Genomic DNA, 26,047 nt, shown 5'->3' on the forward strand with positions numbered 1-26,047 from the left:
CTAAAATATTCATTAAATGTCCATTAATCGATGCTAATCACAATATTTATCTTAAAAATGCACAATTAGCTAGGATTATACTGACCTAATCGTTGACTTCCAACACAAGTCGTATCTATTTTACTAACTCGTGACTTTCATCTTAACGATATTAAGTTCAAAATCGGCTAATTTTTTGGCTACTTTACCAACATCACCAGCCCCTTGCGTCAAGATTAAATCATTATTTTCTAATAAATTAGCTAATGTTGAGGGTAATTTATTAATATCTGGTACAAAAATGGGGTCAATTTTCCCACGACTACGGATAGTGCGACATAACGATCGGCCATCCGCACCGGCTATCGGCTTCTCTCCCGCCGCATAAACATCCAGCATAACCAATACATCCACTTTTTCTAATACATTAGCAAAGTCATCATAAAGATCACGAGTCCGGCTATAACGATGTGGCTGGAAAATCATCACCAATCGTTTGTCAGGCCACCCCGAACGTGCCGCTTGAATGGTCACATCCACTTCACTAGGGTGGTGTCCATAGTCATCCACTAACATCGCATGACCATTACCCGTATCAAATTCACCAAGATGGTCAAAACGACGTCCTGTTCCCTGTGTGCTAACCAGTGCTCGAATAATCGCTTGATCGGCAATATCATCTTCCGTTGCAACCGCTATCGCCGCGGAAGCATTCAATGCGTTATGTTTACCCGGAATATTTAACGTAATATCAAGATCAGCTCGTCCTTGACGCATAACGGTAAAATTACCTTGTTGACCTGTTTGGTGATAATTAACAATTCTCACATCTGCATCTTCTGAGAAACCATAAGTAATGACTTGACGGCTAATACGTGGAATTAATTCACGTACAACAGGATCATCGATACAAACAATCGCTTGACCATAGAATGGTAAGTTATGCAAAAACTCAATGAAGGTTTGTTTTAAGATTTCAAAGTCGCCACCATAAGTATCCATATGGTCAGCTTCAATGTTGGTGACAATACTCACCATAGGTTGCAAATGAAGAAAAGACGCATCACTTTCATCGGCTTCTGCAATTAAGTATCGGCTTGAACCTAAGCGTGCATTAGTACCTGCACTTTTTACCAGGCCACCATTTACAAACGTTGGATCGAGTCCTGCCTCAAAATAAATTTGAGTCACAAGTGCCGTGGTCGTGGTTTTACCATGAGTTCCGGCAACCGCAATACCATGCCGAAAACGCATTAACTCTGCGAGCATTTCCGCTCTACGAACAACAGGAATGCGTAGTTTTTTGGCCGCAATAAGCTCAGCATTTTCACTAGAGATAGCGGTCGAAACTACTACGACGCTTGCTTTTTCAATATTACTGGCTTGGTGTCCAAAATAAATCGTAGCACCTTTAGATCTTAAGCGTTCAGTAACGACGTTATCTGCCATATCTGACCCACTAATCTCATACCCTTCATTCAATAAGACTTCGGCAATCCCACTCATGCCTGCGCCACCAATCCCCACAAAGTGGATGCTTTTCACTCGACGCATTTCAGGGACAATAGAACGTAATTCGGATAAGTTCGGGTTTTGTTTTGTTAACATGAATTTATTCTCAATCTTGACTGACAGCAATAATGGCAGCTGCAACTCGGGTATCAGCATCGGTAATAGCAGCAGTTTTTGCTTTTTCTGCCATCTCTTGTAGTACCGTTCTATCCAATTTTTTTATTTGATCAACTAAACCTTGCTCTGTTAATTCGGGCTGTTCAATCATTAATGCCGCACCACATTGGACTAAATGTTCGGCATTTAAAGCTTGCTGACGATCTTTATGCATAAAAGGGATAAAAATAGCACCAACCCCCGCGGCAGAGACTTCAGATACTGTTAATGCTCCTGAACGACACACCAATAAATCTGCCCATGCATAAGCTTGTGCGACATCATCGATAAATTCGGTCACTTCAAAATTACTCACCGAATTATCTTGGTATAGGCCTTCGACCATTTGCTGTTGACCTTTACCCGCTTGATGGCGAATCGTGAAGTCATTCCCTAGTGATTTCATTACAGGAGGCAACGTTGTATTTAACACTCTGGCACCTTGGCTTCCCCCCATCACTAAAATTCGGATTGGACCTGTTCGTTCAGTAAATCGCTGTGTTGGAGAAGCGATATTAACAACATCCTGACGAACAGGATTACCCACAACTTCTGCATGAGGAAAAGCACCTGGAAACGCTTGCATCACTCGTTTAGCAATTTTTGATAACCACTGATTCGTTAAACCTGCCACCGCATTTTGTTCGTGCAAAACGACAGGTATTCCAGATAACCAAGCCGCTACACCGCCGGGGCCACTCACATAGCCTCCCATCCCAAGCACGACATCAGGTTGCCAAGCTTTAATATGTTTTCTTGCCTGAGCGATCGCATTGATAATTTGAAAAGGGGCTTTAATTAACCTTAGAAAACCTTGCCCACGCAAGCCTTTTACTTTAATAAAATCAATATCGATACCATATTGGGGAACCAAATCGGCTTCCATTCGATCAGGGGTACCTAACCAACGAATTTCCCAGCCTTGCTGTTGTAATTGTTTCGCCACCGCAATAGCAGGAAAGACATGTCCTCCCGTACCACCAGCCATGACTAATAATCGCTTATTCTGTTTCATTATTTTCCAATTTTTTTTTGGTATCATTTGAAGCCGGTTGAGGCTGTAACCTTGTTTTTTTTAATGCTGACAGTCGACATTCATAATCAATTCGTAGCAATAAGGCCACCGCAACGGTCATGATAATTAAGCTTGAACCACCATAACTGATCAAAGGTAAAGTTAAGCCTTTTGTTGGAACAATACCGGCCGCAGCCCCAACATTAACCAAAGTTTGAAAAGCAAACCAGATACTGATACTAATGGCTAAGAATCCACCAAACAACTCACCAGATTCCAACGCTTTTCTGCCTATAAGTAATGCTTTATATACCAACGTAAAAATCAGCAAGAGAATGAGTACAACACCAGCAAAACCTAGCTCTTCAGCAACCACAGCAAAAACAAAATCGGTATGCGCTTCAGGCAGGTACTCTAATTTTTGAATCGAGTTACCTAAGCCCTGACCAAACCAATCCCCACGACCAAAAGCCATTAAAGATTGTGTTAATTGATAACCACTTCCAAATGGATCTTCAAAAGGGTTCCAAAAGGATGTCATACGACGCATTCGATATGGCTCAGCCAAAATCAGCAAGGTCACGGCTGCCACACCAACAAATAACAAAGAGATAAATTGTGTTAATTTTGCCCCTGCAATAAATAACATGCCAAATAAAGTCACGAGCATAACAACCACAGTACCTAGGTCAGGTTGGGCAAGCAATAACACGGCCAAGCAAGCAAAAACAATGATAGGTTTAATAAATCCGCCGAAAAACGAGCCTCGAACTTCATCACTTTTACGCACTAAATAGCTAGACATAAAGACAAACAGAGATAACTTAGCCACTTCCGCCGGTTGAAGGTTAAATAAACCTAAAGGTATCCAACGAGACGCACCATTCACCGAATGCCCTGTCAGCAATACAATGAGTAATAAAGCCAGTGACAATAACAGTAAATGTGTACTGTATTTCATCCAACGTTCTAATGGGATCTGTATAACGACAACCGCAGAGCATAGCGCTAGAAATAAAAATACAGCATGGCGGATCATGAAATGAAATGGTCCCCCCGTTAAACGAGTACTAATTGGGAATGATGCCGATGTCACCATCACCAATCCAGACAGCATTAAAGCAAATGCTAACCAAACTAACTGGCGATCGTAAATCACTTCAGGAGCAGGTGTACTGATCCAACCTTGAAAGCCTTTCCCCATATCTTGAACTTTCACTTTAACCACAATGCGCCTTTAAATCGTTACTGATGCTTATTAAATCGGGAGCCATCAAGATAAAAACCCTGAGTAATAATGAGCTAAGCGAGTAAATTCATCGCCTCGCGCCATAAAGTTTTTAAATTGGTCAAAGCTTGCACACGCTGGTGAAAGCATTACTGCATCACCATTTTTAAGCTGGGAATAAATCCCTTCTAAAATGTGTTCAATCGTATCCCAGCGTTTTGCTGAAGGGTGAAGAGATAAGAAGTCATCGCCATCCACACCAAAGCAATGAAGCTGTACATTTAATTTAGATAATACTGGGGCTAACTCCGAAAAATCAGCGCCCTTACCAACACCACCAACCAGTAAATGCAACTGGCCATCGATTTGTAAACCTGATAATGCCGCTAATGTACTGGCAACATTGGTCGCTTTTGAATCATTGATCCACTTGATCCCGCCATTATCCGCAACCAACTGACACCGATGTGTTAGGCCTGTGTAAGTTTTTAACGCTGAGCTCACTTTTTCACACCCAACACCAACACAATCAAGCAGTGCTAAGGCAACCAAGCTGTTCGATACATTATGACGACCAACCAAATTAAGATCTTCAATTGCAAAAATTGGCTGACCTTGTTTGGACAAATACTCTTGAGCTTCTAACCACACCACGCCAAAATCTTGTTCATCAAAACCAAACGAAACGATTGGAGTATGGTTATTGATTGGATAAGTTGCGCGATCATCACGATTAACAACCGCGGTTTTGGTATGCATAAAAATACGTTGTTTAGCTTGCCCATAATCATCCATACCTTGGTATCGATCCATATGGTCTTCTGACAAATTTAAATACGCTGCCGCGTCAAGCTCAAGACTGGATGTAGTTTCTAATTGAAAACTCGATAGCTCTAATACATACAACTCAATGGATTCATCAAGTAAATCTAACGCGGGCACACCAATATTCCCACCCACGGCCACATTGACTCCTGCCGATTTCGCCAAAACACCGGTAAGATCAGTCACCGTACTTTTACCGTTTGATCCTGTGATCGCGATAACAGCTGCATTCACCGCCCAAGCAAACAACTCTATATCACCAACAACAGGAATACCCTTGCCAAGCACCTGTTGAATTTCGACGGTTGAAAGAGCTATGCCCGGGTTAGTCACCACTAAGTCCGCATGTAACAACCAATCGAGTTGCCAACTGCCTGTGTGTATTTCAATCGACTCATCAAGATCATCAATACCAGGCGGTTGAGCACGGGTATCAATCACTTTGATCGTTAAATCATAAGGTAACGATTGAAGGTGCTTTACCACCGACAAACCTGTCACACCCAAACCAACAACAACGACCTGTGTAATACCTTGCCATTTCGATAATGCTGCCTGTGACATAAAAGACTTACCTTTTTTAACGATAAATTTAATCGGACAATAAAATTAACGCACTTTGAGTGTCGCCAAACCAATCAAAACCAATACAATAGAAATAATCCAAAAACGGACAATCACTCGTGGTTCAGGCCAGCCTTTTAACTCATAGTGATGATGAATAGGTGCCATACGGAAGATACGTTGACCGCGTAGCTTATAAGAGCCGACTTGCAGAATAACCGACAAGGTTTCCATCACAAATACGCCCCCCATGATCACCAATACAAATTCTTGGCGAACTAATACCGCAATCGTGCCTAATGCCCCCCCAAGCGCCAATGAGCCAACATCCCCCATAAACACTTGTGCTGGGTAAGTGTTAAACCATAAAAAACCGAGCCCAGCTCCAACAATCGCCGTGCACACTACGACCAATTCACTGGCATAAGGGACATAAGGAATGTGTAAATAATCTGAAAAATTCACATTACTCGTTGCCCATGCAATCACAGCAAATCCAGCCGCAACAAGTACCGTTGGCATAATGGCTAGGCCATCTAAGCCATCCGTTAAGTTAACCGCATTACTGGTACCAACAATCACAAAGTAAGTCAGCACGATATACATCAAACCAAGTTGAGGCATCACGTCTTTGAAGAAAGGAACGACTAGTTGAGTTGCAGACGTATCTTTGCCTAAGGCATACAAAGCAAAAGCGACGCCCAAAGCGATCACTGACTGCCAAAAATACTTCCAGCGTGCAATAAGGCCATCGGTATTTTTTCGAACCACTTTACGGTAATCATCAACAAACCCAACAATGCCATAACCAATCAATACGGCTAGCACTGCCCACACATAAGGGTTGGAGAGATCGGCCCATAATAGAACCGTGATAATAATGGCGGCTAAAATCATCACGCCACCCATGGTTGGCGTACCACGCTTACTAAAATGAGATTCAGGTCCATCATTACGAACGACTTGACCTATTTGTAGCAGTTGTAAACGCTCTATAAGCCTAGGTCCCATCCAAAGTGATAACGATAAGGCGGTCAAAATACTTAAAATTGCTCTAAATGATAAATATTCAAATAGGCGAAAAAAAGAAAAGTATGGCTGTAACAATTCTGCAAGCCAAATGATCATGCGTAGTTCTCCTTCAAAGCAGCAACCACTTGACCCATGCGAGAGCTATTTGCCCCTTTAACAAGTAAAGTATGTTTATTTTCTGCTTGTGTCTCTTGTAATGAATCAGCTAAATGCTGCTTAATAAAACGGATCATAGCTTCATGAGTATTAAAATGTTGAGCGTATTGCTCATTGGACGTCTTAACTTCACTATAACGTTGACTAATAATTGCCGTATCCTGTCCAAAGGTAAGCACATAATCAAAATGAAATTGAGCAACATGTTCAGCCACTTCGCGGTGAAGAGATTTGCTCTCCTCTCCAAGCTCCGCCATGTAGCCTAATATTAACCATTTTTTGCCAATATAATTAGCCAGTAAATCTGCCGCCGCTTTCATTGCAGGGACACTGGCGTTATAACTATCATCAATTAAGCGAATATTATCCGTTAAATCGATCGCCTCTACTCGCCCTTTAACGCGGCTAGGAACTTGTAACCCCGTAATTACCTCATTAAGGGTAGCACCGGCTTGAACAGCCATTGCGGCGGCAGCGAGAGCATTACTAATATTATGCTTACCAATCATAGGTAAGCACACTGTTTTTTGCCCTAACGGCGATAATAGAGTAAAACTGGCTTGGCCTTGATGATTCACATGAATATCTTTCGCCGAATAATCGGCACTAAGGTCATTCACAGAGAAGGTAACGATCTTCTTTCCCTTTAAGGTTGGTTGCCATAACGTCATTCCGTTACTATCCATATTGATAATAGCGATACCATCGTGAGGCAGACCTTGAAATATCTCACCTTTGGCTTTCGCAACACCTTCTATAGAGCCAAACCCTTCTAAATGTGATTCTCCGATATTATTCACTAATGTAATTCTAGGCTGAACTAATGAAGTGGTATAAGCAATTTCACCGATGTGATTTGCTCCGAGTTCAATCACCGCAAAATCATCATCTAGCTGGCTACGCAATAAAGTTAACGGCACACCAATTTCATTATTAAAGTTGCCAGAGGTGGACAATACTTGTCCTTTTTGCTTCAAAATCGCGGTAAGCATTTCTTTCACCGTGGTTTTACCACAACTTCCCGTCAATGCCAGAGTAATAGCTTTGGATTGTTGATGTACCCACTGCGCTAATTTTCCTAGAGCTTTTTGAGTATCATCCACCACGACTTGATTCATCGATAAGGGAAGTTTTTTTGACACCAATAATGCTGACGCTCCGTTCTCTAGTGCTTGCTGACAGAAGTCATGAGCATCAAATCGATCACCAATTAAAGCAATAAAAAGTGCGCCAGGCTCAATTAGTCTTGTATCGGTCGTCACCAGTGAAATATCAATATTCGATCCGACAAGCGTTCCACCTGTGATCTGAGTTAATTGTTGAAGAGAAAAAGGGATCATAAAGTTAATCCTAATAAAACTTGAGCGGTTTCGCGATCAGAATAAGGTAATGTTTGATCACCAATAATTTGATAATCTTCATGCCCTTTACCCGCTAATAAAATAATATCTTGTTCAGCTGCATGTTGAAGCGCATATTCGCAGGCTTGAAATCTTGAATGAATCACATGTAATTTATTGGGTTGATTTGCCCCTGCCAACATATCTTGCACAATCATCTGAGGGTCTTCGCTACGAGGATTGTCATCGGTAATGATCGACTCATCCGCAAGACGCTCAGAAATTTCCGTCATCATCGGACGCTTTCCGGGATCTCTATCCCCTCCACAACCAAAAATAGACCACAACTTGCCTTTACAATGTACACGAAGCGCTAATAAAGCTTTCTCTAATGCATCTGGTGTATGGGCATAATCAACAACAACTTTTGCTTTTAATGAGGTTGCATTGGAAGATTGAAACAACTCCATTCTACCGATAACAGGCATTAATTGAGGGGCCGATTTAGCTAAATCATCCAAATTAAATCCAAGACTTAATAAAGTTGCACATGCCACCATCACATTACTGGCATTAAAAGCCCCAATGAGCGGAGTTTGTAATTGAGCTTTTCCCCAAGCACCATCCAAAGCAATCTGAATCCCAGATTCTGAATACGTCACTTGATTAGCCCAAATGGCTTTTTGATTCTCTTTTAAATCAAATGGTGAAAGTGAAACCGCAATCGCATATGGCAACGCTTCTAACCACTGCTCACCAATATTGTCATCACGATTAATAATGAGGTGTTGGCAATCGTGCTGAGTAAATAAACTTAATTTAGCCTTAGCATACTCTTCCATGCTGCCATGGTAGTCCAAATGGTCTCGGCTTAAATTTGTGAAAGCGGCAGCGGCAAAATGTAAAGTTTTCACTCTATGTTGAACCAAACCATGAGAAGAAACTTCCAGAGCGGTGTAATCTGCTCCTTGCTGGTTTAATTCGCTTAAGGTTTGCTGAATCTCGATAGCATTACCTGTCGTATTCGCCGCAGGTTGCAAATTATTAAGAAATCCATTCCCCGTCGTTCCCATTACCGCAGCTTTATAACCAACTAACTCAATCCATTGAGCAATTAATTGAGAAATAGTGGTTTTTCCATTGGTACCGGTAATACCAATCAGTTTCATTGGTACATACTGATAAAGCCGCTGAGCGAGAGCGGAAAGCTGTTGGCCAATCTCTTGGATATAAATCACCGCAACATTCTTTCGTATTTCAACGAATCCATGGGGGTGAGCGCTATCAGCATCGGCAACGATACCGGATGCTCCTAACGAAATGGCTTTATCAATAAAAATACGTCCATCAGTCTCATGACCTTGAATCGCAACAAAGATATCTCCTTCAGATACATGACGACTATCTAGTTGCAATTGAGTCACGACCACATCTTGCTCTGAAGAGAGGGCAACTTGAGCCCAGGGCTGTAGTAGATGAGTTAGCGTGAGAGCCATGCTATTCTCCCTTCTCTGATTCAGGCGTGGCATCTGGTGTAATATTTAAAATTTGTAACGCGCCTTTCATTATCTCAGAAAAAACAGGACCCGCGACCGAGCCACCATAAAACTGATCACCTTGTGGCTCATTGACCACGACCACTAAGGCCAATCTAGGGTTGCTGATCGGTGCAATGCCCGCGGTTAATGCCACATATTGATCGCTATAACCGCCTGCTTTTGCTTTACGCGACGTACCCGTTTTAGCCCCCACCCGAAAGCCAGCTACTCGTGCAGAGGTTGCTGTACCACCTTTATGGGTTACCTGTTCAAGCATATTAATCACTTTTCTAGAAGCATCGGCATCCGCAGCTCGAAACGATCGGCCTGATTCGCTGCCCTTTAATAAGTGCAACGGCATATTGACACCAAAGTTGCCCAACGTAGCGTAAGCATGCGCCAATTGTAACGGTGTGACCGAAATACCATAACCAAACGCTAAGGTCGCCTCTTCAAACGGCGACCAACGGCGGCGATCAGGGAAAATGCCCGTCACTTCACCGGTTAATTGAATGCCCGATACGTTGCCAAAACCAACACCACTGTACATACCAAGCACATCTTTTACATCCATTCTTAACGCAATGGTAGCAATACCTACGTTACTGGATTTTTTTAAAATTGTGGTTAAGTCCGCTTTCCCGGCTAATGCTGAATCTCGAACTCGGCTGCCACCCACCCGCATGATACCGTTGCCTGTATCAATAATAGTATCGTCATCCACAACGCCTTTATTTAAAGCAGCAAGCATCACAAAAGGCTTCATGGTTGAGCCTGGTTCAATAGAATCGGTAATCGCTCGGTTACGCATTCTAAAGCTTTGTAGTTGTGCACGGTTATTCGGGTTATAAGACGGCGCATTCACCATTGCCAAAATATCACCACTTTTGACATCAATCAGCACGGCGGTACCTGATGTCGCGCGAAAATCGGCTACCGCTTGTTTAATCGCTCGATAAGAAATGGCTTGTAAACGTTGGTCAATAGTAAGTTGTAAAGGTTTTCCAGGCTCTTGTGTCTTAAGGGAAATATTTTCGACTACTCGTCCATACCTATCTTTTCGAATCGTTCGCTTACCTGCCTCGCCAGTTAACCAATTATCAAAACTGCTTTCTAAACCTTCCAGACCATGGCCATCAATGCCCGTCACGCCGATAACATGTGCGCTCACTTCACCAGAAGGGTAAAAACGGCGAGATTCATCTTTTAGTCCAATACCTGGTAATTTTAACTCACGAACATATTTAGACATCGCAGGGCTAACTTGGCGTTGTAAATAAATAAAGCGTTTCTTCTTATTATTTTGAAGCTTACGAACCAAGCCTTTTTGATCTAGCCCCAAAACATTGGCAAGAGCATACCAGCGATCAAGTTCATCGAGGCCATTCTCTTTAATTATGGTGGCGGGATCCGCCCAGACAGCCTGAACAGGAACACTCACCGCAAGAGGCTCGCCATTGCGATCAGAAATAATACCACGCGCCGTAGGAATAGATTTCACACGAACCGAGCGCATATCTGCTTGTTGAATCAGTTGATCTGGCTCTATTATCTGAATATAAGCGGTTCTCGCCACCAAGGTCACTAAAGCGAGAACAATGAACCCAAGGATTAGATTATAACGCCAAGGTATCAATACTGAGGTCTCTTTTGCCGCGACCTTTTTATTGGTTGGCTTCCTATTTTTAACCACTTTCTTATTTATTGGCTTCTTCATTTAAGATTCACAACCACTTCTTTGTCTGAATCTGGACGCTTCATATCAAGATCATTAATTGCGATTTTTTGCACACGGGTATGTTCTGCTAACGCATTCTCTTCCAAAATTAAATTTCGCCATTCGCTATCAAGCTTCTCTCTATTCTCTAATAACTCATCACGCAACGTTATTTGATGACGAGTATTATAAGTAGTTAACACCACCGCGATGGAACTAGAAAAAATCAATACTAATAAGAATAAAGGCAGACGACCTATAGAGGTTAAGTCATTCCAAATACTGCGAATTAAACTAGGAGAATGCGCTTCAGTCATAATTTCTCTGCAATTCGTAATACAGAACTGCGTGAACGAGTGTTCAACTCAACTTCTGACTGAGAAGGTTTAATGGCTTTACCTACGGTTTTCATATTCGGTGACCCTAATGCTCTGATTTGATCTTCAGTCATCGGAATGCCGTGCGGGACTTGTGGGCCTTGGCTTTCTCGGCGCATAAAGCGCTTTACCATACGGTCTTCTAGGGAATGGAAGCTTATCACCGATAAACGTCCTTCTGGTGCTAAAATATTCATGGCACCTTTGAGGGCAAAATCAATCTCTTCCAGCTCACTATTAATATAGATTCGGATCGCTTGAAAACTGCGTGTCGCAGGATGTTTCTTTTCTTTAAAGTTCTTAGGCGCCACGTCGGAAATCAACTTAGCAAGTTGACCGGTACGTGTTAATGGCTCTTTTTCAGGATTTTCAAGGCACTCTTGTTGATAAGCAACGATACCTTTTGCAATACGGCGAGCATGCTTTTCTTCACCAAATTCGCGAAGTACCCAAGTGATATCATCAAGCTCAGCTTCCGATAACCATTGCGCTGCCGATTGCCCACTAGTTGGATCCATTCGCATATCCAGTGGGCCATCTTTCATAAAACTAAAGCCGCGCTCTCCGTCATCTAATTGAGGTGACGACACCCCTAAATCAAACAACACCCCATCAACTTTACCCACTAATTCATATTGTTCCGCATAACGTTCAATACCAGAAAATGGACCATGAATAATGGTAAAACGTGAGTCTTGTATTTTAGCCGCTTCAGCGATTGCTTGAGGATCGCGATCGATACTGTACAAACGCCCTTGAGGCCCGAGTTGAGATAAAATAGTACGGCTATGACCACCACGGCCAAATGTACCATCGATATAAATGCCATCCGGTTTAATATTCAACCCATCAATAGATTCATTGAGGAGTACAGAGACGTGTTGAAAAGTGTCAGTCATAAGGTTCAGTAACTCAATTAAATGTTAGAACTTAGGATATTCATGTAAGCCGCCCAACGCAAGAAAACAGCGGATTTTATACGGTTATTTCTGTCTAGTTTATGATAAATCGAACGGATTGAGTTAATTGCAAGTAAAAAGGCAAACAAATCCCCATCACTAAAGTGAAAATTGATGTCGATAATATAAAAATAGATCAATAAAAAACCCACCACAGTATAACTGTGATGGGTTCGAAATGGTGGAGTTGACATCATAAGCCGGGTTCTGTTCCGCCTCTCTTCCTAGAAAGAAAAAGCGGTGATAGCCATTCGTCTAGGCCAGCAATCGCTCACTGGCTCGAGCAACCTACCCGCCCCCATACGCGAGCAACGCAATGTGAGGGCCTATTTGGTCTTGCTTCGGGTGGAGTTTACCTTGCTACGAACTGTTGCCAGACGCACGGTGCGCTCTTACCGCACCCTTTCACCCTTACCTGTGCTTATCTTTTCCCCGAAAGGATCGGAATTAAGCCATCGGCGGTTTTCTCTCTGCTGCACTTGTCGTAAGCTCACGCTCCCCAGGCGTTACCTGGCACCCTGCTCTATGAAGCCCGGACTTTCCTCCCCTCCGACAGTCTCCCTGATATTGCTACCAAAAGGACATCAACGAAGCAGCGACTATCCAGTCAACTCCGCGGCGGATTATACGCAAACCGACTTAGAAGACAAGCCTTCTCGAGCTTATCGAGTGATAATTCTTACCCACATCGGTTCATCACCAACAGAGTGTCGATGAGCTATTGTCAACTTTCCGGACTCATTATCCACTTGATAACTCGCCACATGATTTGAATGCTGGCCGGCGCACACCAACCATATATTATCCGGAGATAACGCAAATCCACGAGGCGCTAACTCAGTATCAAGGAGTTCAATTAGCGTTAATTCACCAGACAACGAATCAATGGAAAATAAAGCTAGCGTGCTCGATGTCCTTTCACTGACATAAAGAAAGCGCGCATCTTTAGTAATATGAATATCTGCAGCCCAAAAAGGCCCAGCAAAATCTACGGGCATATAACTGAGTGTTTGTGTTAATTGCCAGCGAGGCTTCTCATCTTGAACAAAATGTAACACATCACCATCTAGCTCATTAATCGCGTAGATATTTTTACCGGAAGCATCCTGAGTCATATGCCTTGGTCCAGACCCCATTTTGGTCATGAGTTTAGACTGAGCTCCTTTAATCAAATAACCATTATGATTAAAACGATAAAGATTGATTTTATCATCGCCTAAACAAGCACAAAAAATGGTTTGCTGCTCTAAAATTGAATTTGATTTAATGGGGTATTGGTCGGCAACCGCCATCACTGAATGCGCTTTCGTTAAATGCTCAAGCACTTGATGCGGTGATTGCGCGATACCATGAGAATTAATGTGGCTGACAGATAGCGCATTTTGCGCATACGAACTCAATAATAAATATTGCCCAGTAATATCAATACATGATGACGATGCACTCACAGGCATAGAAGAGCGTCCGATTTCTGTAAGCTTGCCATCGCTTTCAATTTTGTAGCTCAGTAAAGCGAACTCAGGTCGAACGGTGGCGTATAGAAAACTCTGATCATGGCTGATCGTTATGGGCTGAACTTCGCCCGGAGTTTCCACTATTTGCAGAACGTCAAATACACCATCAATTCCCATGCGTAAAACATGCAACTGACAACTATTCGGGCAAGACACATACACCACATTCACAACCACAGACTCCTTTGATTTATAAAACGCACGCTTTATAAAAAATGCATTTACTCTAAATGTTCAAGACCCCATTTATACAAGGCATTCTTTTTAAGGTTATGAATTTCAGCCACTAAGGCCGCTGCTTTTTTAAGTGGCAGCTCTTTAACTAAAATAGATAAAGTTCTTAAAGCATCATCAGGAAGTGCATCTTCTTTTTTATCTTCACGATAACCATGAATAAGTAGCACCATTTCACCACGTTTACGATTTGAGTCTTGTTCAATCCATTCAATTAGCTCACCTAATGGTGCGCCATGAATGGTTTCAAAGGTTTTAGTTAGCTCTCGCGCTAATACCACTTCGCGATCCGGCCCTAAAATTTCTAGCATATCTGCTAAAGAATCGGTAATTCGGTGGGGAGATTCATAAAAAATACAAGTTCGTTCTACTTTAATGATCTCAAGCAGTTTATCTTTACGACCTTTACTTTTGGCAGGGAAAAAGCCCTCAAAACTAAAGCGATCTGACGGCAAACCTGAGGCACTTAACGCCGTAATTACCGCACAGGCACCAGGAAGAGGAACAACTTTGACTCCCGCTTGACGACATTTTGTCACTAAGTGATACCCTGGATCACTAATTAATGGTGTTCCAGCATCAGAAACCAATGCGATGGATTCTCCTGATAATACTTTTTCAACGAGAACCTGAGCTTTTTGCTGTTCATTATGATCATGTAACGCATATGTTTTAGTTGCTATGCCAAAATGAGATAACAGTCTCCCTGTATGCCTTGTATCCTCAGCAGCGATCAGGTCAACTTGATGTAGTATATCGAGTGATCGTTGAGTAATATCACCTAAATTACCAATAGGCGTGGGAACAATATACAAGGCAGGAAGCTCTAAAAGAGCGGTTTTGTTATCTATCATTTGTTTACCATCACTTGAGCGATTAATATAGAGACAATCTTTCACATGACTCTCTTACTAACGAAGAATAAGAACGCATGAAAATTATGAATCACAAGAGCCTCAGTGTATCACGCTTATTAACTTCAATTGTATTGATGTTGTTAGTCTCAGCGTGTTCTTCACTTTCATCTCAGCCGAATCAAGCTGACATTACAGCCCAGCCAACACAAAGCTCACAAGCTTATGCCAGTATGGCGGCAGAGAGCGAACCTGCAATGAAAACCGACTGGTTAATCATGGCACTGAAAGCTTCTGTAGTTGAAAACGATCACCCTCAAGCGGAAGCTTTACTGAAAACACTCGCAAAATTGCCATTATCTAATATGCAGCAAGCTGAATGGTTACTAGCACGAGCAAAGATAACCGCCGCTACTTCGGATGCTGAAACCTCACTCAAAGGTTTGAACTTCCAAGATCAATGGCAACTAGCCGATATTCAATGGGCAAATTACCACCAACTGCGCGCTCAATTATTTGAAGAGATGAAAGATTACTTCAATGCTGATCGTGACTGGATTGAATATAAAGAGTTTCAACCCCAATCAGATTCCGCTGATATCAACCAACATATTTGGACAAACCTGAGCCTCTATTCTGCCGACGAAATCGTACAACTAAAACCTCAACCAAATGAGGTCGAATTAAAAGGCTGGCTATACGTTGCAACGGCAATGAAAACCAAATTAAATGACCCAATCAAGCTGCAAGAAGAGCTACAGCAATGGTTTGCTCAGAATATCAGTCATCCAATTGTCACAAACACACCAGAAGATGTGCAAAAACTGCTGGATCTTGATATCACAAATCCTCAGAACATTGCCGTCTTGCTACCACTCAATGGTAAGTACGAGAAACCAGCAAAACTTATCCGAGATGGTTTTATTCATGCCATGACAAACGATAAAGATAAGAATCCTACTTTTAAGATGACAATATATGACACATCGACACAAAGCTTGGACGATATATATACACAGCTTAAAGCCTCTAATGTTGATTTTATTGTTGGCCCATTAACAAAAGATAACATCGAGAGACTTCAAGAGATTAACGATAACACCATTCCCGTTCTTGCCTTGAACTTCCCAGATAATATCGAGAAAGGGAACCAAATTTGTTATTTAACGCTGTCCCCAGAGCAAGAAGGAACACAAGCAGCAAAACATTTATTTAAAACAGGTTTCAAATACCCATTAGTACTTGCCCCTAAAGACAAACTTGGCCAACGTATTACTGAAGCATTTAGTACTGAATGGGAAAAATTAAGCAACACTCCTGTTTCCACTAGTGGTTTTGGAAATCGTGCAGAGCTACAAAAGAATGTTAAAGATGCTTTTGGTTTAACGGATAGCCAAACTCGCATCAATCAAATTCGCCAAATTACCAATATGAATATGGAAACAGAAGCTCGTAGTCGCCGTGATATTGATTCTGTCTACATCATCGCAACACGTTCAGAACTGACATTACTTAAACCATTTATTGAAGTCGCGATTAATCCGGATGCCAAGCCGCCAAAATTGTTCTCAAACTCCCGCAGTAACAATGGCAAAGCTAGGCAATACCAAGATGTGGAAGGCATAATATTTAGCGACATTCCTATGCTGCTCGACCAAAACGATTCTGCTGCAAATGAATACGATTCACTCTGGCCAAACAGCAACAATACCGAAAAACGACTTCATGCTCTCGGCATGGACTCCTATAGCCTTCTTGATAAATTGTCAACAATGAAAGCGGTTCCAAACTATAAATCACAAGGTCAAACAGGCTTACTAAGCATCAATGACCAATGTGTTGTCCAAAGAGAACTAAGCTGGGCTGAACATGAAGCCTTTCACTCTCAAGAATAAAAGAGAGATAGGTTCTCAATACGAAACCTTGGCGAAAGAATATTTAATTCGCCAAGGCCTTACGTTTATTAGTAGCAATTATCTCTCTCGATTCGGTGAGATTGACTTGATCATGAAGCAGGCGAATACTTTCGTCTTTGTTGAAGTCAAATACCGAAAAAGTCAAAAATATGGTCATGCAGCGGAAATGGTTACTTATCAAAAAAGTCAAAAATTGATAAAAACCGCTATGGTCTGGTTAAAGCAACAAGGCCATACGATTGATAATACTGCATTTAGATTCGATGTTATCGCCATACACCAGCAAGGTCATGACGTCGAATGGATAAAAAACGCGATAACTCAAGGATAAATGATGCTAGAAAGCATTAATGACAGTTTTAAAGAAAGTATTCAAATCCAGATTGCTGCAGCAGAATCCTTACCGGATGCGATAACTCACGCTTCTCAAGCAATGGTAAGTAGCCTACTTAATGGCAATAAGATTCTTTGCTGTGGTAATGGTGGATCGGCTGCAAACGCTCAGCAGTTTGTCTCTTGCCTTGTTAATCGCTTTGAGACAGAAAGGCCCAGTTTTCCTGCCATGGCATTAACGGCTGATAATTCAACCTTAACCGCCATCGCTAATGATTACAGTTATGATGAAGTATTCTCAAAACAAGTGCGAGCGTTCGGGCAAGCTGGTGATGTATTAGTCGCAATCACTACCAGCGGTAATAGTAATAACATTATAAAAGCAGTAGAAGCCGCCGTGACTCGAGATATGACCATCATTGCATTTACAGGTAAAGATGGCGGTGAACTTGCCGGACTATTAGGCGAATCGGATGTGGAAATTAGAATTCCATCTCATCGAACGCCTAGAATACACGAAGTGCACCTTCTTACTTTACATTGTCTGTGTGACCTAATTGACCAAGTCATATTTCCATCTCACGAGGGGTAATTCAGTGAAAAAAAATATTCTAATTCTCGTTACTTTTTTATTTATATTAAATGGTTGTGCTCAATTTCAAAGTGATAAAGTGAATCAACGGCAATGGCAAGAAAAAAGCATTAACTCAAATGTTGATGCTATAAATCATTCTCCACAGTTCTCGGGGAAAATTAGGGTCACATCAGAAGTTAATGAAGGCGCGGTGATCTTAATTGGTCAAGCCACGGATGAAGAGACTAAAAAAAACGTTGAGAGCTACGTACAAACGTTGCCAGGCGTAAAGAAAACCTACAATCAAATTCGTGTTAGGCCGCTGATTTCTTTCGATCAAATTAGTAACGATGTTTGGTTAACCACCAAAGTGAAAAGTGCCATTTTATCGGAAGATAAACTCGACAATTACACCATCAAAGTCGTCACCGAAAATAAAGAAGTCTTTTTAATTGGTTCCGCACCACCAGAAGAAGCGGAAATTGCAGCCAATATTGCTCGCCATGTTGCAGGTGTAAATAAAGTTGTTAAAGCTTTTACGAATAAAACATCAGACTCAAGCAGCGTCAACAGCACACCGGCCACAAATCTTAATGACAGTAGCACAACACAAAACAATCCAGATAACATCGTGGATGACTCACCGATGGCCACAGATAATTCCGGCCTAATAATAGAAGAGCCAAATACATTAATCGATGAAAGCGATGTAAGTAATTAAGCAAGATAAATACCTGAAATAATCAGATCTTCGTCAGCTAGAAAGCAAATAAAAACGGCCTGAAACAATGAAATCGGGCCGTTGGACAATAATAAAACCGGAACTCTGGATAATTTAAGCCAAACAACTTGGTCTTTCACTTTAATACCATGGGCGATATCGAATTTTTCGCATCAGATGTATCCACTTCAACAAAATTGCACACCTAGCCATGATCAGTGAAAACCATACATCTCTGATTAACATCGTTCCGCTCCCATATGTTTGGTACAGCGTGTCAATTTGGGGCATTTTCTCAGCAGATAGCGGTAAATTTTACATCCGTGGTCAGTACTCAAACGCTCAATAACCTAAAAGAAGATCTCAAACTTGCCTGGATACATAGGTGAGTATCATCATTTTCGTCATTCAAAACGTCATCACCAGTACTTCAGACTCATTCATCATAATACGTCTAAAGTGACTTTCACTCGATCCAACGCCACCATAGTCCGAAAGCTTTTTACATTCGCATTATTGTCGAAAAGTCTGCCACAGATTTCCTGAAAACGTTCCATATTTGGCACCAAAAGTACCAACAAAAAATCCACTTCTCCCGTCACGTAGTAGCATTGCTGAATTTCCGGCCCAGAAAAACTCTCTTTCAATAAGTGTAGATCTATTGCTTGAGTTTTATCAGCTTGAACTTCAACAACCATTGTGATCACTTGATCCAATTTATTAGGTTCCAGAATAGCAACGTTGGATTTTATATAACCTTCGTCTTTTAACTTCTGAACTCGCCTTTGAACAGAAGCCGTAGAAAGGTGTACCACTTCAGCTAACTCACGCAGTGGAGTTTGACAGTTGCACTGCAAAGATTTAAGTAAAGCATGGTCGAATTTATCTAAAGGCATAATGGTATCCGGTGAGAAATTTTCTCACTTAAGCTGCGAAATATGAGCACTTTTATCAAGAACGAAACAATATAATATCACCACTTCAAGTTACCAAGGTATAAACAATGCACACACAACCTAATACGTTTCTCGGCGTTACTCTGAATGTTATTGCATCAGCCCTCTTTGCCCTAATGTTTGCTTACACATCGCTGTTAGGGGATTTAAGTGGAGCAGAAATTTATGGATGGCGTATCGCTTTAACTTTTCCATTACTGACCATCTTTGTCCTTTGTAATGGCTATTGGCCGCAAGTAAAAAGCTTGTTCAATCGTATTCTAAATGAACGCTATTTCATTATCACTCGCTTTATATCGGCATTGTTAATCGGTATTCAACTTTGGCTTTTTATGTGGGCGCCAGGAAATGGATATGGCTTGGCAGTGTCACTTGGCTATTTCATTATGCCAATTACAATGGTCATAGTGGGTTGGTTTGCCTTTAAAGATCGAATGTCACGCTTTCAAAAACTAGCGTGTATATTTGCTCTATGTGGTATTTTAAATCAGCTCGTAATATCACAAACACTTAGTTGGCCAACGCTTGTTGTTTGTTTAGGTTACCCGATCTATTTTTGGCTTAGGCATAAAACTAACACCAATCACATCGGTGGAATGTGGTTTGACATGATGTTGAGTTTACCGTTTAGTCTGTACTTTATTATCCAAGGTGGTCATGTTACTCAAACACTTAGTACCGATTTCCATTTTTTATGGCTTGTTTTAGGGTTAGGACTGATCAGTGCCTTGGCCCTCGGATTTCAGTCTCTATCTGCACCGCACCTTAATTTGAGTCTATTTGGTTTGCTTGTGTACGTTGAACCTGTATTGCTAGTTTTGGTTGCTATTTTGCTTGGAGAAACTATAGCTCCGACTGAATGGCTAACATACATAGCAATTTGGTTGGCTGTCATTGTGCTGATTATTGAAGGAGGACTAAGTTTAAAGCAAACTCGGGTTACTTAAATTAGGGGTCAATTCCTGTGTGCTTTTTATAGAGTAACTGCCGTTAGATTGGTTAGTGGTATTTCCGGGTTAGAAATGGCAGCGTACCGATGAGATCGCTGCCATTTTAGTATGATACTTTAATACTTGGTATGAAACTTTATTCTACTCATACAACTGTTTATAATAACAAATATAAATTTACTCCACCGTTACCGCTTTTGCTAGGTTACGTGGTTGATCGACATCCGTACCTTTAATTAAAGCAACATGATACGACAATAATTGCATTGGAATTGTATAGTAAATCGGCGCTGTAATTTCACTCACATGAGGCAAGTTGATGATCTTCATGCTATTGTCAGCTTCAAAACCTGCGCCAACATCAGCAAAAACATACAGTAAACCGCCTCGGGCACGAACTTCTTCAATATTTGATTTAAGCTTTTCAAGTAAGTCATTATTTGGCGCAACGACCACTACTGGCATATCCGCATCAATTAACGCTAGCGGGCCATGCTTTAGCTCACCGGCAGCATAGGCTTCCGCGTGAATATAAGAGATTTCCTTTAGCTTTAAAGATGCTTCTAGTGCGATTGGGTAATACTCACCACGACCTAAGAATAGCGTGTGATGTTTATCAGCAAAATCTTCGGCTAAGGCTTCAATCTCCTTATCATAAGCGAGTGCTTTTTCAATTTGAGAAGGCAGCAGATGCAAGGCTTCCACAATTTCTGCTTCTTTTGTGCTATCGATACGTTGCTGCTGCTTACCCATAGCGGTAACCAGCATTAATAGCGCCGCTAACTGAGTCGTAAAAGCTTTCGTTGAAGCCACGCCGATTTCAGTGCCTGCGCGTGTCATAAAGGCAAAATCCGACTCACGTACCAGCGATGAACCTGCTACATTACAAATCGTCATTGCTGACATGTAACCTTTTTCTTTCGCTAAGCGAAGTGCTGCCAAGGTATCTGCCGTTTCACCCGACTGAGATAATGTGATCAATAGGCTATTTGGACGAGTAACAAACTTGCGGTAACGGAACTCAGAGGCAATTTCCACATCACAACTCACACCCGCTAATGACTCAAACCAGTAACGTGCGGTCATTCCTGCATTATAAGACGTTCCACAAGCAATAATTTGTACATGCTCTACTTTGGATAAAATTTCAGCAGCATTCACGCCGATACTTTCAGTGATCACTGTGTTATTCGTTAAACGAGCTTCCATGGTATTAATTAATGCCGTTGGCTGTTCAAAGATTTCTTTTTGCATAAAGTGACGATATTGACCTTTATCCCCTGCGTCATGCTCAGCATTCGACTCGGAAATTGTTCGTTCAATGCGTTCTCCATGTGAATCAAATACCGTCACATCGCGACGAGTCACTTCTGCAACATCACCTTCTTCAAGATACATAAAACGGCGAGTCACACTTAGCAATGCCAACTGATCAGAAGCAATAAAGTTTTCACCTACACCAAAACCAATCACAATTGGGCTACCAGAACGCGCAACCACTACACGACTTGGATCTTTACGATCAACGACCACTGTGCCATAAGCACCATCTAATTGCTTAACCGCTTTTTGTAAAGCGTCCACTAACGTTTCAGAGGTACGACGTTCCCATTCAACTAAATGTGCAATCACTTCGGTATCAGTTTGCGACTCAAATACATATCCACGTTCACGCAACACACTGCGCAACGCTTCGTGGTTTTCAATAATACCGTTATGCACAACTGAAATATCACCTGACACATGAGGATGAGCATTAATTTCTGAAGGTTCACCATGCGTAGCCCAACGGGTATGTGCAATACCAGTACCACCAAAGACTTCCGTAGCTTCAACCGCATCGGCTAGTTCTTGTACCTTACCAAGGCGGCGTACACGCGTCATGTTCGACTGAGCGTCAACCACTGCCACACCGGCAGAGTCGTAACCACGGTATTCTAAACGACGTAACCCTTCGACCAAAATTTCAGCCACATCTCGTTGTGCCACAGCACCGACGATTCCACACATAATTCCTATCCTTTAGTTATTCCTTTATCAGCAGCAAGCGAAGGCGATAAAGTATTCAATTGTAAGTATTAAGCGATCAGTATTTGCACATTATGTTGTTCAATTTGCGCTTTTTGTTCAGTACTGATGCTTTTATCGGTAACGAGCACGTCAATGTTTTGCCATGCCAATTCTAAATTTGGAATTTTTCGACCAATTTTGTCGGATTCAACCATCACGACAACGCGTCTTGCTGATGTTGCCATCACTTGGCTTAATCCTAATAATTCATTAAATGTTGTCGTACCACGTTGTAAATCAATGCCATCAGCACCGATAAATAACTGATCAAAATCGTATGAACGTAAGACTTGCTCAGCCACTTGGCCTTGGAAAGATTCCGAATGGTTATCCCAAGTGCCCCCAGTCATCAAGAGAGTCGGTTCACTTTCCAACGCATTTAGCGCATTGGCAACATTAAGAGAATTAGTCATCACAACCAGCCCTCTTTTATCATTAAGTTGATCAATCAATGCCGCGGTTGTACTTCCACTATCAATAATAATTCGATGGTGGTCTTTAATTAGCGATGCTGCCGCCTTTGCTAGACTAACCTTTCGTTTCGAAACTTCTTCAGAAAAAACTTCATTAATGATCTCTTTGGGCAAAGCGATTGCTCCACCATAGCGACGAAGTAATAATCCACTTGCTTCTAATGCAGAAAGGTCTTTTCTAATAGTCACTTCAGAAATAATAAATTGCTTTGTTAACTCATCTACACTGACCTCACCATGTTCATTTACTTGCTGAACGATCAAGTGCCGGCGTTGTTGAGTGTTTCGTTTAGACATAAACAGAACCAATATAATTTCGAATCGAAACACATTCAACCAAAACGAAACTTATTTGTCTATTTTTTTTAGATCAAAAAATAAATATTTTTTATCGAAAGATTGTTCTAAGACAAGTAAGTATCGTGATCTTACCCACAAAGACTGGTAAAATTCTTACCCCATTAAAGAAACAAAATTACAAAGCAATCGACTCGCCGATTGAAAATAAGAAATAACGCTGCAAAGAGAATGACATGTGGCGATGCGAGAGTGGGAATAACAACTACACTGTAAAACACGTACCAAACTGTATGAAAGAATTTCTGTTTTAATGCTCAACAGCAAATCATTGCTAGCCATTAAAACGTATAAAAATTGAAATTTATAATATTACTTACCGGAGAGTATCTACTCATGAAAAAGACCAAAATCGTATGTACGATTGGCCCGAAAACTGAATCTGTTGAAAAACTAACTGAACTTGCAAACGCTGGTATGAATGTAATGCGTTTGAACTTCTCACACGGTGATTTCCAAGAGCATGGCAACCGAATCAACAATCTTCGCCAAGTAATGAAGAACACAGGAAAACAACTGGCTATTCTACTTGATACCAAAGGTCCAGAAATTCGTACTATCAAATTAGAAAATGGTGACGATGTCGCTTTAGTTGCTGGTCAAGAATTCACTTTCACAACCGATACCTCTGTTGTTGGCAACATTAATACTGTTGCGGTTACTTACCCTGGCTTTGCTCAAGATCTTGCTGCTGGTGACACAATCTTAGTCGATGATGGCCTAATTGAGATGGTTGTTGTTGCAACTACCGAAACTGAAGTTAAGTGCAAAGTGCTTAACAACGGTGATCTAGGCGAAAATAAAGGTGTTAACCTTCCTGGTGTTTCAGTAAAACTTCCAGCACTGGCAGAAAAAGATAAAGCTGATCTTAAATTTGGTTGTGAGCAAGGTGTTGATTTCGTTGCCGCATCTTTCATCCGTAAAGCAGACGATGTAAAAGAAATCCGTGAGCTTCTTGTGGCGAACGGGGGCGCTGACATCCAAATCATCTCTAAAATTGAGAACCAAGAAGGCGTTGATAACTTTGACGAAATTCTTGAAGCTTCTGACGGCATCATGGTTGCTCGTGGTGACCTAGGTGTTGAGATCCCAGTTGAAGAAGTAATCTTCGCTCAAAAAATGATGATCGAGAAGTGTAACCGCGCACGTAAAGTGGTTATCACTGCAACTCAAATGCTTGATTCTATGATCAAAAACCCACGTCCAACTCGCGCTGAAGCGGGTGATGTTGCTAACGCAATCATGGATGGTACTGATGCAGTAATGCTTTCTGGTGAGTCTGCGAAAGGTAAATACCCTGTTGAAGCCGTCACTATCATGGCGCAAATCTGTGCTCGTACTGATCGTGCATTGAAAGCTGAGTTAAGCTCACGCCTAGACAGTCCGCGTTTACGTATCACAGAAGCAGTATGTAAATCAGCAGTTGAAACCGCTGAAAAACTAGCCGCTCCTGTTATTGTTGTAGCAACAGAAGCAGGTAAATCTGCTCGTTCAGTTCGTAAATACTTCCCAACAGCGAAAATCATTGCCGTTACGACCAACACTAAGACTGCAGCACAGCTTTGCTTGTCTAAAGGTGTAACGCCAATCGTTGTTGAGTCTATCAATGATACTGAAGATTTTTACCGTCAAGGTATGGCTCTAGCTTTAGAAACAGGCTACGGCGAGAAAGGCGATGTAACCGTTATGGTTTCTGGTGCTCTAGTACCATCAGGCACAACTAACACTTCTTCTGTTCACGTTCTTTAATTAAAACGAACCGATAGAAATACCAAAAGGAGGCCAATTGGCCTCCTTTTTTATACTTTCCTTACTCCTACAAAACACAATCCACCTTTAGTTGTACAACTCACCGCAATATCTTCCCTACATTAGATACGGCCTTTCCTGCGCCATTACCAACCAAAGAATTCTTGATGATGAGTGTTCAGCAACACCACCAGCAATAAGAAATATAAAGCACTAATATTGATAGCAAGTACTAACAAACTAGCAATCGTTACTCTCACAACCACGACATTAGACATAAGCCACTCACCGAAATTGATAAATATCCATTCAATAAGTTTAGTGAAGTTTTGCCAATTTATTAGACTAAAGTCTTAGATTTTTTCTGCATAAAAGATTGGAGTATAAAAAACGCAACCCGTAGGCTGCGTTATCCGTTATTTCGTTATGAGGTATAAAATAAAATAGCAGGCGTTATGCTTTTAAAGCACGCTCTCCACGGGCAATACCCACCACCCCACTACGCGCCACTTCAATCACATCGGTCATTTCAGATACCGCTTTGATAAAGGCATCTAATTTCGCACTATCGCCAGCTAATTGAATGGTAAACAACGACGCTGTTACATCCACAATTTGCCCGCGAAATACATCAGCTAAACGGTGAACTTCAGCGCGAGAAAAGCCACTGGCTTTCACTTTAACCAACATTAATTCACGTTCAACATAATCGTATTCTGTCACTTCTTGAACTTTAAGGACATCCACCAGCTTATGTAAGTTTTTCTCTATTTGCTCCAACTGCAACGCATCGGTGGCAGTGGTGATATTGATTCGAGATAACGTCTCATCATCAGTTGGTGATACCGTTAATGATTCAATGTTATAACCACGCTGAGAAAATAAGCCAACAACACGAGACAAAGAACCCGGCTGGTTTTCTAATAATAATGAAAGAATATGTCTCAT

At 41.5% G+C, this 26,047-nt stretch carries 23 protein-coding genes and 1 other RNA gene; 6 read left to right on the forward strand and 18 right to left on the reverse strand.

The features are described 5' to 3' along the window. Positions 1-123: 123 nt before the first annotated feature. The 13 genes from murC to rsmI all read right to left on the reverse strand — a co-directional run bounded on the left by murC (position 124) and on the right by rsmI (position 15,000). Positions 124-1,587, reverse strand: a complete 1,464-nt coding sequence (murC, locus tag VCASEI_RS11160; RefSeq protein WP_086961951.1) for a UDP-N-acetylmuramate--L-alanine ligase — start codon at positions 1,585-1,587, stop codon at positions 124-126. A 10-nt stretch (positions 1,588-1,597) separates the two neighbouring features. Further along, on the reverse strand, positions 1,598-2,662 hold the full coding sequence (murG, locus tag VCASEI_RS11165) for an undecaprenyldiphospho-muramoylpentapeptide beta-N-acetylglucosaminyltransferase (protein WP_086961953.1): 1,065 nt from the start codon (positions 2,660-2,662) through the stop codon (positions 1,598-1,600). Beyond that, entirely contained in the window at positions 2,649-3,866 is a 1,218-nt protein-coding gene (gene ftsW, locus VCASEI_RS11170) for a cell division protein FtsW (protein WP_086962130.1), read from the reverse strand. The genes murG and ftsW overlap by 14 nt, the downstream gene beginning before the upstream one ends. Before the next feature lie 69 nt (positions 3,867-3,935). Beyond that, positions 3,936-5,279 carry a UDP-N-acetylmuramoyl-L-alanine--D-glutamate ligase gene (gene murD / locus VCASEI_RS11175; protein ID WP_086961955.1) on the reverse strand — a complete coding sequence of 448 codons (1,344 nt, stop codon included), beginning with the start codon at positions 5,277-5,279 and terminating at the stop codon, positions 3,936-3,938. A gap of 45 nt (positions 5,280-5,324) precedes the next feature. Continuing rightward, positions 5,325-6,407, reverse strand: a complete 1,083-nt coding sequence (mraY, locus tag VCASEI_RS11180; protein ID WP_086961957.1) for a phospho-N-acetylmuramoyl-pentapeptide-transferase — start codon at positions 6,405-6,407, stop codon at positions 5,325-5,327. Next, entirely contained in the window at positions 6,404-7,807 is a 1,404-nt protein-coding gene (locus VCASEI_RS11185; RefSeq protein ID WP_086961959.1) for a UDP-N-acetylmuramoyl-tripeptide--D-alanyl-D-alanine ligase, read from the reverse strand. Before VCASEI_RS11185 ends, mraY begins: the two co-directional genes overlap by 4 nt. Continuing rightward, entirely contained in the window at positions 7,804-9,303 is a 1,500-nt protein-coding gene (murE, locus tag VCASEI_RS11190; RefSeq protein ID WP_089110774.1) for a UDP-N-acetylmuramoyl-L-alanyl-D-glutamate--2,6-diaminopimelate ligase, read from the reverse strand. Before murE ends, VCASEI_RS11185 begins: the two co-directional genes overlap by 4 nt. A gap of 1 nt (position 9,304) precedes the next feature. Continuing rightward, positions 9,305-11,062, reverse strand: coding sequence for a penicillin-binding transpeptidase domain-containing protein (locus tag VCASEI_RS11195; RefSeq protein ID WP_174208759.1), 1,758 nt, complete (start codon positions 11,060-11,062; stop codon positions 9,305-9,307). After that, positions 11,059-11,379 carry a cell division protein FtsL gene (gene ftsL, locus VCASEI_RS11200; protein WP_086961963.1) on the reverse strand — a complete coding sequence of 107 codons (321 nt, stop codon included), beginning with the start codon at positions 11,377-11,379 and terminating at the stop codon, positions 11,059-11,061. Before ftsL ends, VCASEI_RS11195 begins: the two co-directional genes overlap by 4 nt. Beyond that, complete coding sequence (rsmH, locus tag VCASEI_RS11205; RefSeq protein ID WP_086961965.1) at positions 11,376-12,338, reverse strand: 16S rRNA (cytosine(1402)-N(4))-methyltransferase RsmH; 963 nt, start codon at positions 12,336-12,338, stop codon at positions 11,376-11,378. The genes ftsL and rsmH overlap by 4 nt, the downstream gene beginning before the upstream one ends. Positions 12,339-12,577: 239 nt before the next feature. Beyond that, positions 12,578-13,013: RNase P RNA component class A (rnpB, locus tag VCASEI_RS11215), an RNA gene on the reverse strand. Between the two features lie 47 nt (positions 13,014-13,060). After that, on the reverse strand, positions 13,061-14,083 hold the full coding sequence (locus tag VCASEI_RS11220) for a beta-propeller fold lactonase family protein (protein ID WP_162621048.1): 1,023 nt from the start codon (positions 14,081-14,083) through the stop codon (positions 13,061-13,063). A 50-nt stretch (positions 14,084-14,133) separates the two neighbouring features. Continuing rightward, positions 14,134-15,000, reverse strand: a complete 867-nt coding sequence (gene rsmI / locus VCASEI_RS11225; RefSeq protein ID WP_089110792.1) for a 16S rRNA (cytidine(1402)-2'-O)-methyltransferase — start codon at positions 14,998-15,000, stop codon at positions 14,134-14,136. 77 nt (positions 15,001-15,077) lie between these two features. On the opposite strand from rsmI, the gene VCASEI_RS11230 reads away from it, so the two are divergent. The 4 genes from VCASEI_RS11230 to VCASEI_RS11245 are packed head-to-tail and all read left to right on the forward strand — an operon-like array spanning position 15,078 to position 18,544. Then, positions 15,078-16,895, forward strand: coding sequence for a penicillin-binding protein activator (locus VCASEI_RS11230; RefSeq protein WP_086961971.1), 1,818 nt, complete (start codon positions 15,078-15,080; stop codon positions 16,893-16,895). Beyond that, positions 16,870-17,247, forward strand: coding sequence for a YraN family protein (locus tag VCASEI_RS11235; RefSeq protein WP_086961973.1), 378 nt, complete (start codon positions 16,870-16,872; stop codon positions 17,245-17,247). Before VCASEI_RS11230 ends, VCASEI_RS11235 begins: the two co-directional genes overlap by 26 nt. A 3-nt stretch (positions 17,248-17,250) precedes the next feature. Next, positions 17,251-17,841 (forward strand): phosphoheptose isomerase, encoded by a 591-nt coding sequence (locus tag VCASEI_RS11240; protein ID WP_086961975.1) that lies wholly within the window; start codon positions 17,251-17,253, stop codon positions 17,839-17,841. Between the two features lie 4 nt (positions 17,842-17,845). Beyond that, positions 17,846-18,544 (forward strand): BON domain-containing protein, encoded by a 699-nt coding sequence (locus VCASEI_RS11245; RefSeq protein WP_162621049.1) that lies wholly within the window; start codon positions 17,846-17,848, stop codon positions 18,542-18,544. Between the two features lie 443 nt (positions 18,545-18,987). Here VCASEI_RS11245 and VCASEI_RS11250 read toward each other — a convergent pair whose 3' ends face one another. Further along, positions 18,988-19,440 carry an Lrp/AsnC family transcriptional regulator gene (locus tag VCASEI_RS11250; protein WP_086961979.1) on the reverse strand — a complete coding sequence of 151 codons (453 nt, stop codon included), beginning with the start codon at positions 19,438-19,440 and terminating at the stop codon, positions 18,988-18,990. A 107-nt stretch (positions 19,441-19,547) separates the two neighbouring features. Between VCASEI_RS11250 and rarD the strand changes: the two genes are divergently transcribed. Then, a complete protein-coding gene (rarD, locus tag VCASEI_RS11255; protein ID WP_086961980.1) occupies positions 19,548-20,447 on the forward strand; it encodes an EamA family transporter RarD in 900 nt (299 codons plus the stop codon). Positions 20,448-20,627: 180 nt separating this feature from the next. On the opposite strand, the gene glmS is transcribed toward rarD, so the two are convergent. Both glmS and VCASEI_RS11265 read right to left on the reverse strand, forming a co-directional pair. Then, positions 20,628-22,460, reverse strand: coding sequence for a glutamine--fructose-6-phosphate transaminase (isomerizing) (gene glmS / locus VCASEI_RS11260; RefSeq protein WP_086961982.1), 1,833 nt, complete (start codon positions 22,458-22,460; stop codon positions 20,628-20,630). 68 nt (positions 22,461-22,528) lie between these two features. Then, entirely contained in the window at positions 22,529-23,290 is a 762-nt protein-coding gene (locus tag VCASEI_RS11265; RefSeq protein ID WP_086961983.1) for a DeoR/GlpR family DNA-binding transcription regulator, read from the reverse strand. Between the two features lie 396 nt (positions 23,291-23,686). On the opposite strand from VCASEI_RS11265, the gene pykF reads away from it, so the two are divergent. Further along, positions 23,687-25,099 carry a pyruvate kinase PykF gene (gene pykF, locus VCASEI_RS11270; protein ID WP_086961985.1) on the forward strand — a complete coding sequence of 471 codons (1,413 nt, stop codon included), beginning with the start codon at positions 23,687-23,689 and terminating at the stop codon, positions 25,097-25,099. A 146-nt stretch (positions 25,100-25,245) separates the two neighbouring features. Here the strand turns inward: pykF and VCASEI_RS19780 are convergent, their stop codons facing one another. Together VCASEI_RS19780 and ilvN are read right to left on the reverse strand one after the other, a co-directional pair. Then, positions 25,246-25,377: a hypothetical protein gene (locus tag VCASEI_RS19780; RefSeq protein ID WP_086961987.1), complete on the reverse strand. Its 132-nt coding sequence runs from the start codon at positions 25,375-25,377 to the stop codon at positions 25,246-25,248. A 175-nt stretch (positions 25,378-25,552) separates the two neighbouring features. Continuing rightward, a complete protein-coding gene (gene ilvN / locus VCASEI_RS11275; RefSeq protein ID WP_086961989.1) occupies positions 25,553-26,047 on the reverse strand; it encodes an acetolactate synthase small subunit in 495 nt (164 codons plus the stop codon).

It is taken from the genome of Vibrio casei (genome assembly GCF_002218025.2).
Lineage (GTDB): Bacteria > Pseudomonadota > Gammaproteobacteria > Enterobacterales > Vibrionaceae > Vibrio > Vibrio casei.

Coding starts and splice junctions, on each gene's coding strand:
- murC (WP_086961951.1), bottom strand. CDS start 1,587: ATGTTAACAAAACAAAACCCGAACTTATCCGAATTACGTTCTATTGTC.
- murG (WP_086961953.1), bottom strand. CDS start 2,662: ATGAAACAGAATAAGCGATTATTAGTCATGGCTGGTGGTACGGGAGGA.
- ftsW (WP_086962130.1), bottom strand. CDS start 3,866: ATGGGGAAAGGCTTTCAAGGTTGGATCAGTACACCTGCTCCTGAAGTG.
- murD (WP_086961955.1), bottom strand. CDS start 5,279: ATGTCACAGGCAGCATTATCGAAATGGCAAGGTATTACACAGGTCGTT.
- mraY (WP_086961957.1), bottom strand. CDS start 6,407: ATGATCATTTGGCTTGCAGAATTGTTACAGCCATACTTTTCTTTTTTT.
- VCASEI_RS11185 (WP_086961959.1), bottom strand. CDS start 7,807: ATGATCCCTTTTTCTCTTCAACAATTAACTCAGATCACAGGTGGAACG.
- murE (WP_089110774.1), bottom strand. CDS start 9,303: ATGGCTCTCACGCTAACTCATCTACTACAGCCCTGGGCTCAAGTTGCC.
- VCASEI_RS11195 (WP_174208759.1), bottom strand. CDS start 11,062: ATGAAGAAGCCAATAAATAAGAAAGTGGTTAAAAATAGGAAGCCAACC.
- ftsL (WP_086961963.1), bottom strand. CDS start 11,379: ATGACTGAAGCGCATTCTCCTAGTTTAATTCGCAGTATTTGGAATGAC.
- rsmH (WP_086961965.1), bottom strand. CDS start 12,338: ATGACTGACACTTTTCAACACGTCTCTGTACTCCTCAATGAATCTATT.
- rsmI (WP_089110792.1), bottom strand. CDS start 15,000: ATGATAGATAACAAAACCGCTCTTTTAGAGCTTCCTGCCTTGTATATT.
- VCASEI_RS11230 (WP_086961971.1), top strand. CDS start 15,078: ATGAAAATTATGAATCACAAGAGCCTCAGTGTATCACGCTTATTAACT.
- VCASEI_RS11235 (WP_086961973.1), top strand. CDS start 16,870: ATGAAGCCTTTCACTCTCAAGAATAAAAGAGAGATAGGTTCTCAATAC.
- VCASEI_RS11240 (WP_086961975.1), top strand. CDS start 17,251: ATGCTAGAAAGCATTAATGACAGTTTTAAAGAAAGTATTCAAATCCAG.
- VCASEI_RS11250 (WP_086961979.1), bottom strand. CDS start 19,440: ATGCCTTTAGATAAATTCGACCATGCTTTACTTAAATCTTTGCAGTGC.
- rarD (WP_086961980.1), top strand. CDS start 19,548: ATGCACACACAACCTAATACGTTTCTCGGCGTTACTCTGAATGTTATT.
- glmS (WP_086961982.1), bottom strand. CDS start 22,460: ATGTGTGGAATCGTCGGTGCTGTGGCACAACGAGATGTGGCTGAAATT.
- VCASEI_RS11265 (WP_086961983.1), bottom strand. CDS start 23,290: ATGTCTAAACGAAACACTCAACAACGCCGGCACTTGATCGTTCAGCAA.
- pykF (WP_086961985.1), top strand. CDS start 23,687: ATGAAAAAGACCAAAATCGTATGTACGATTGGCCCGAAAACTGAATCT.
- VCASEI_RS19780 (WP_086961987.1), bottom strand. CDS start 25,377: ATGTCTAATGTCGTGGTTGTGAGAGTAACGATTGCTAGTTTGTTAGTA.
- ilvN (WP_086961989.1), bottom strand. CDS start 26,047: ATGAGACATATTCTTTCATTATTATTAGAAAACCAGCCGGGTTCTTTG.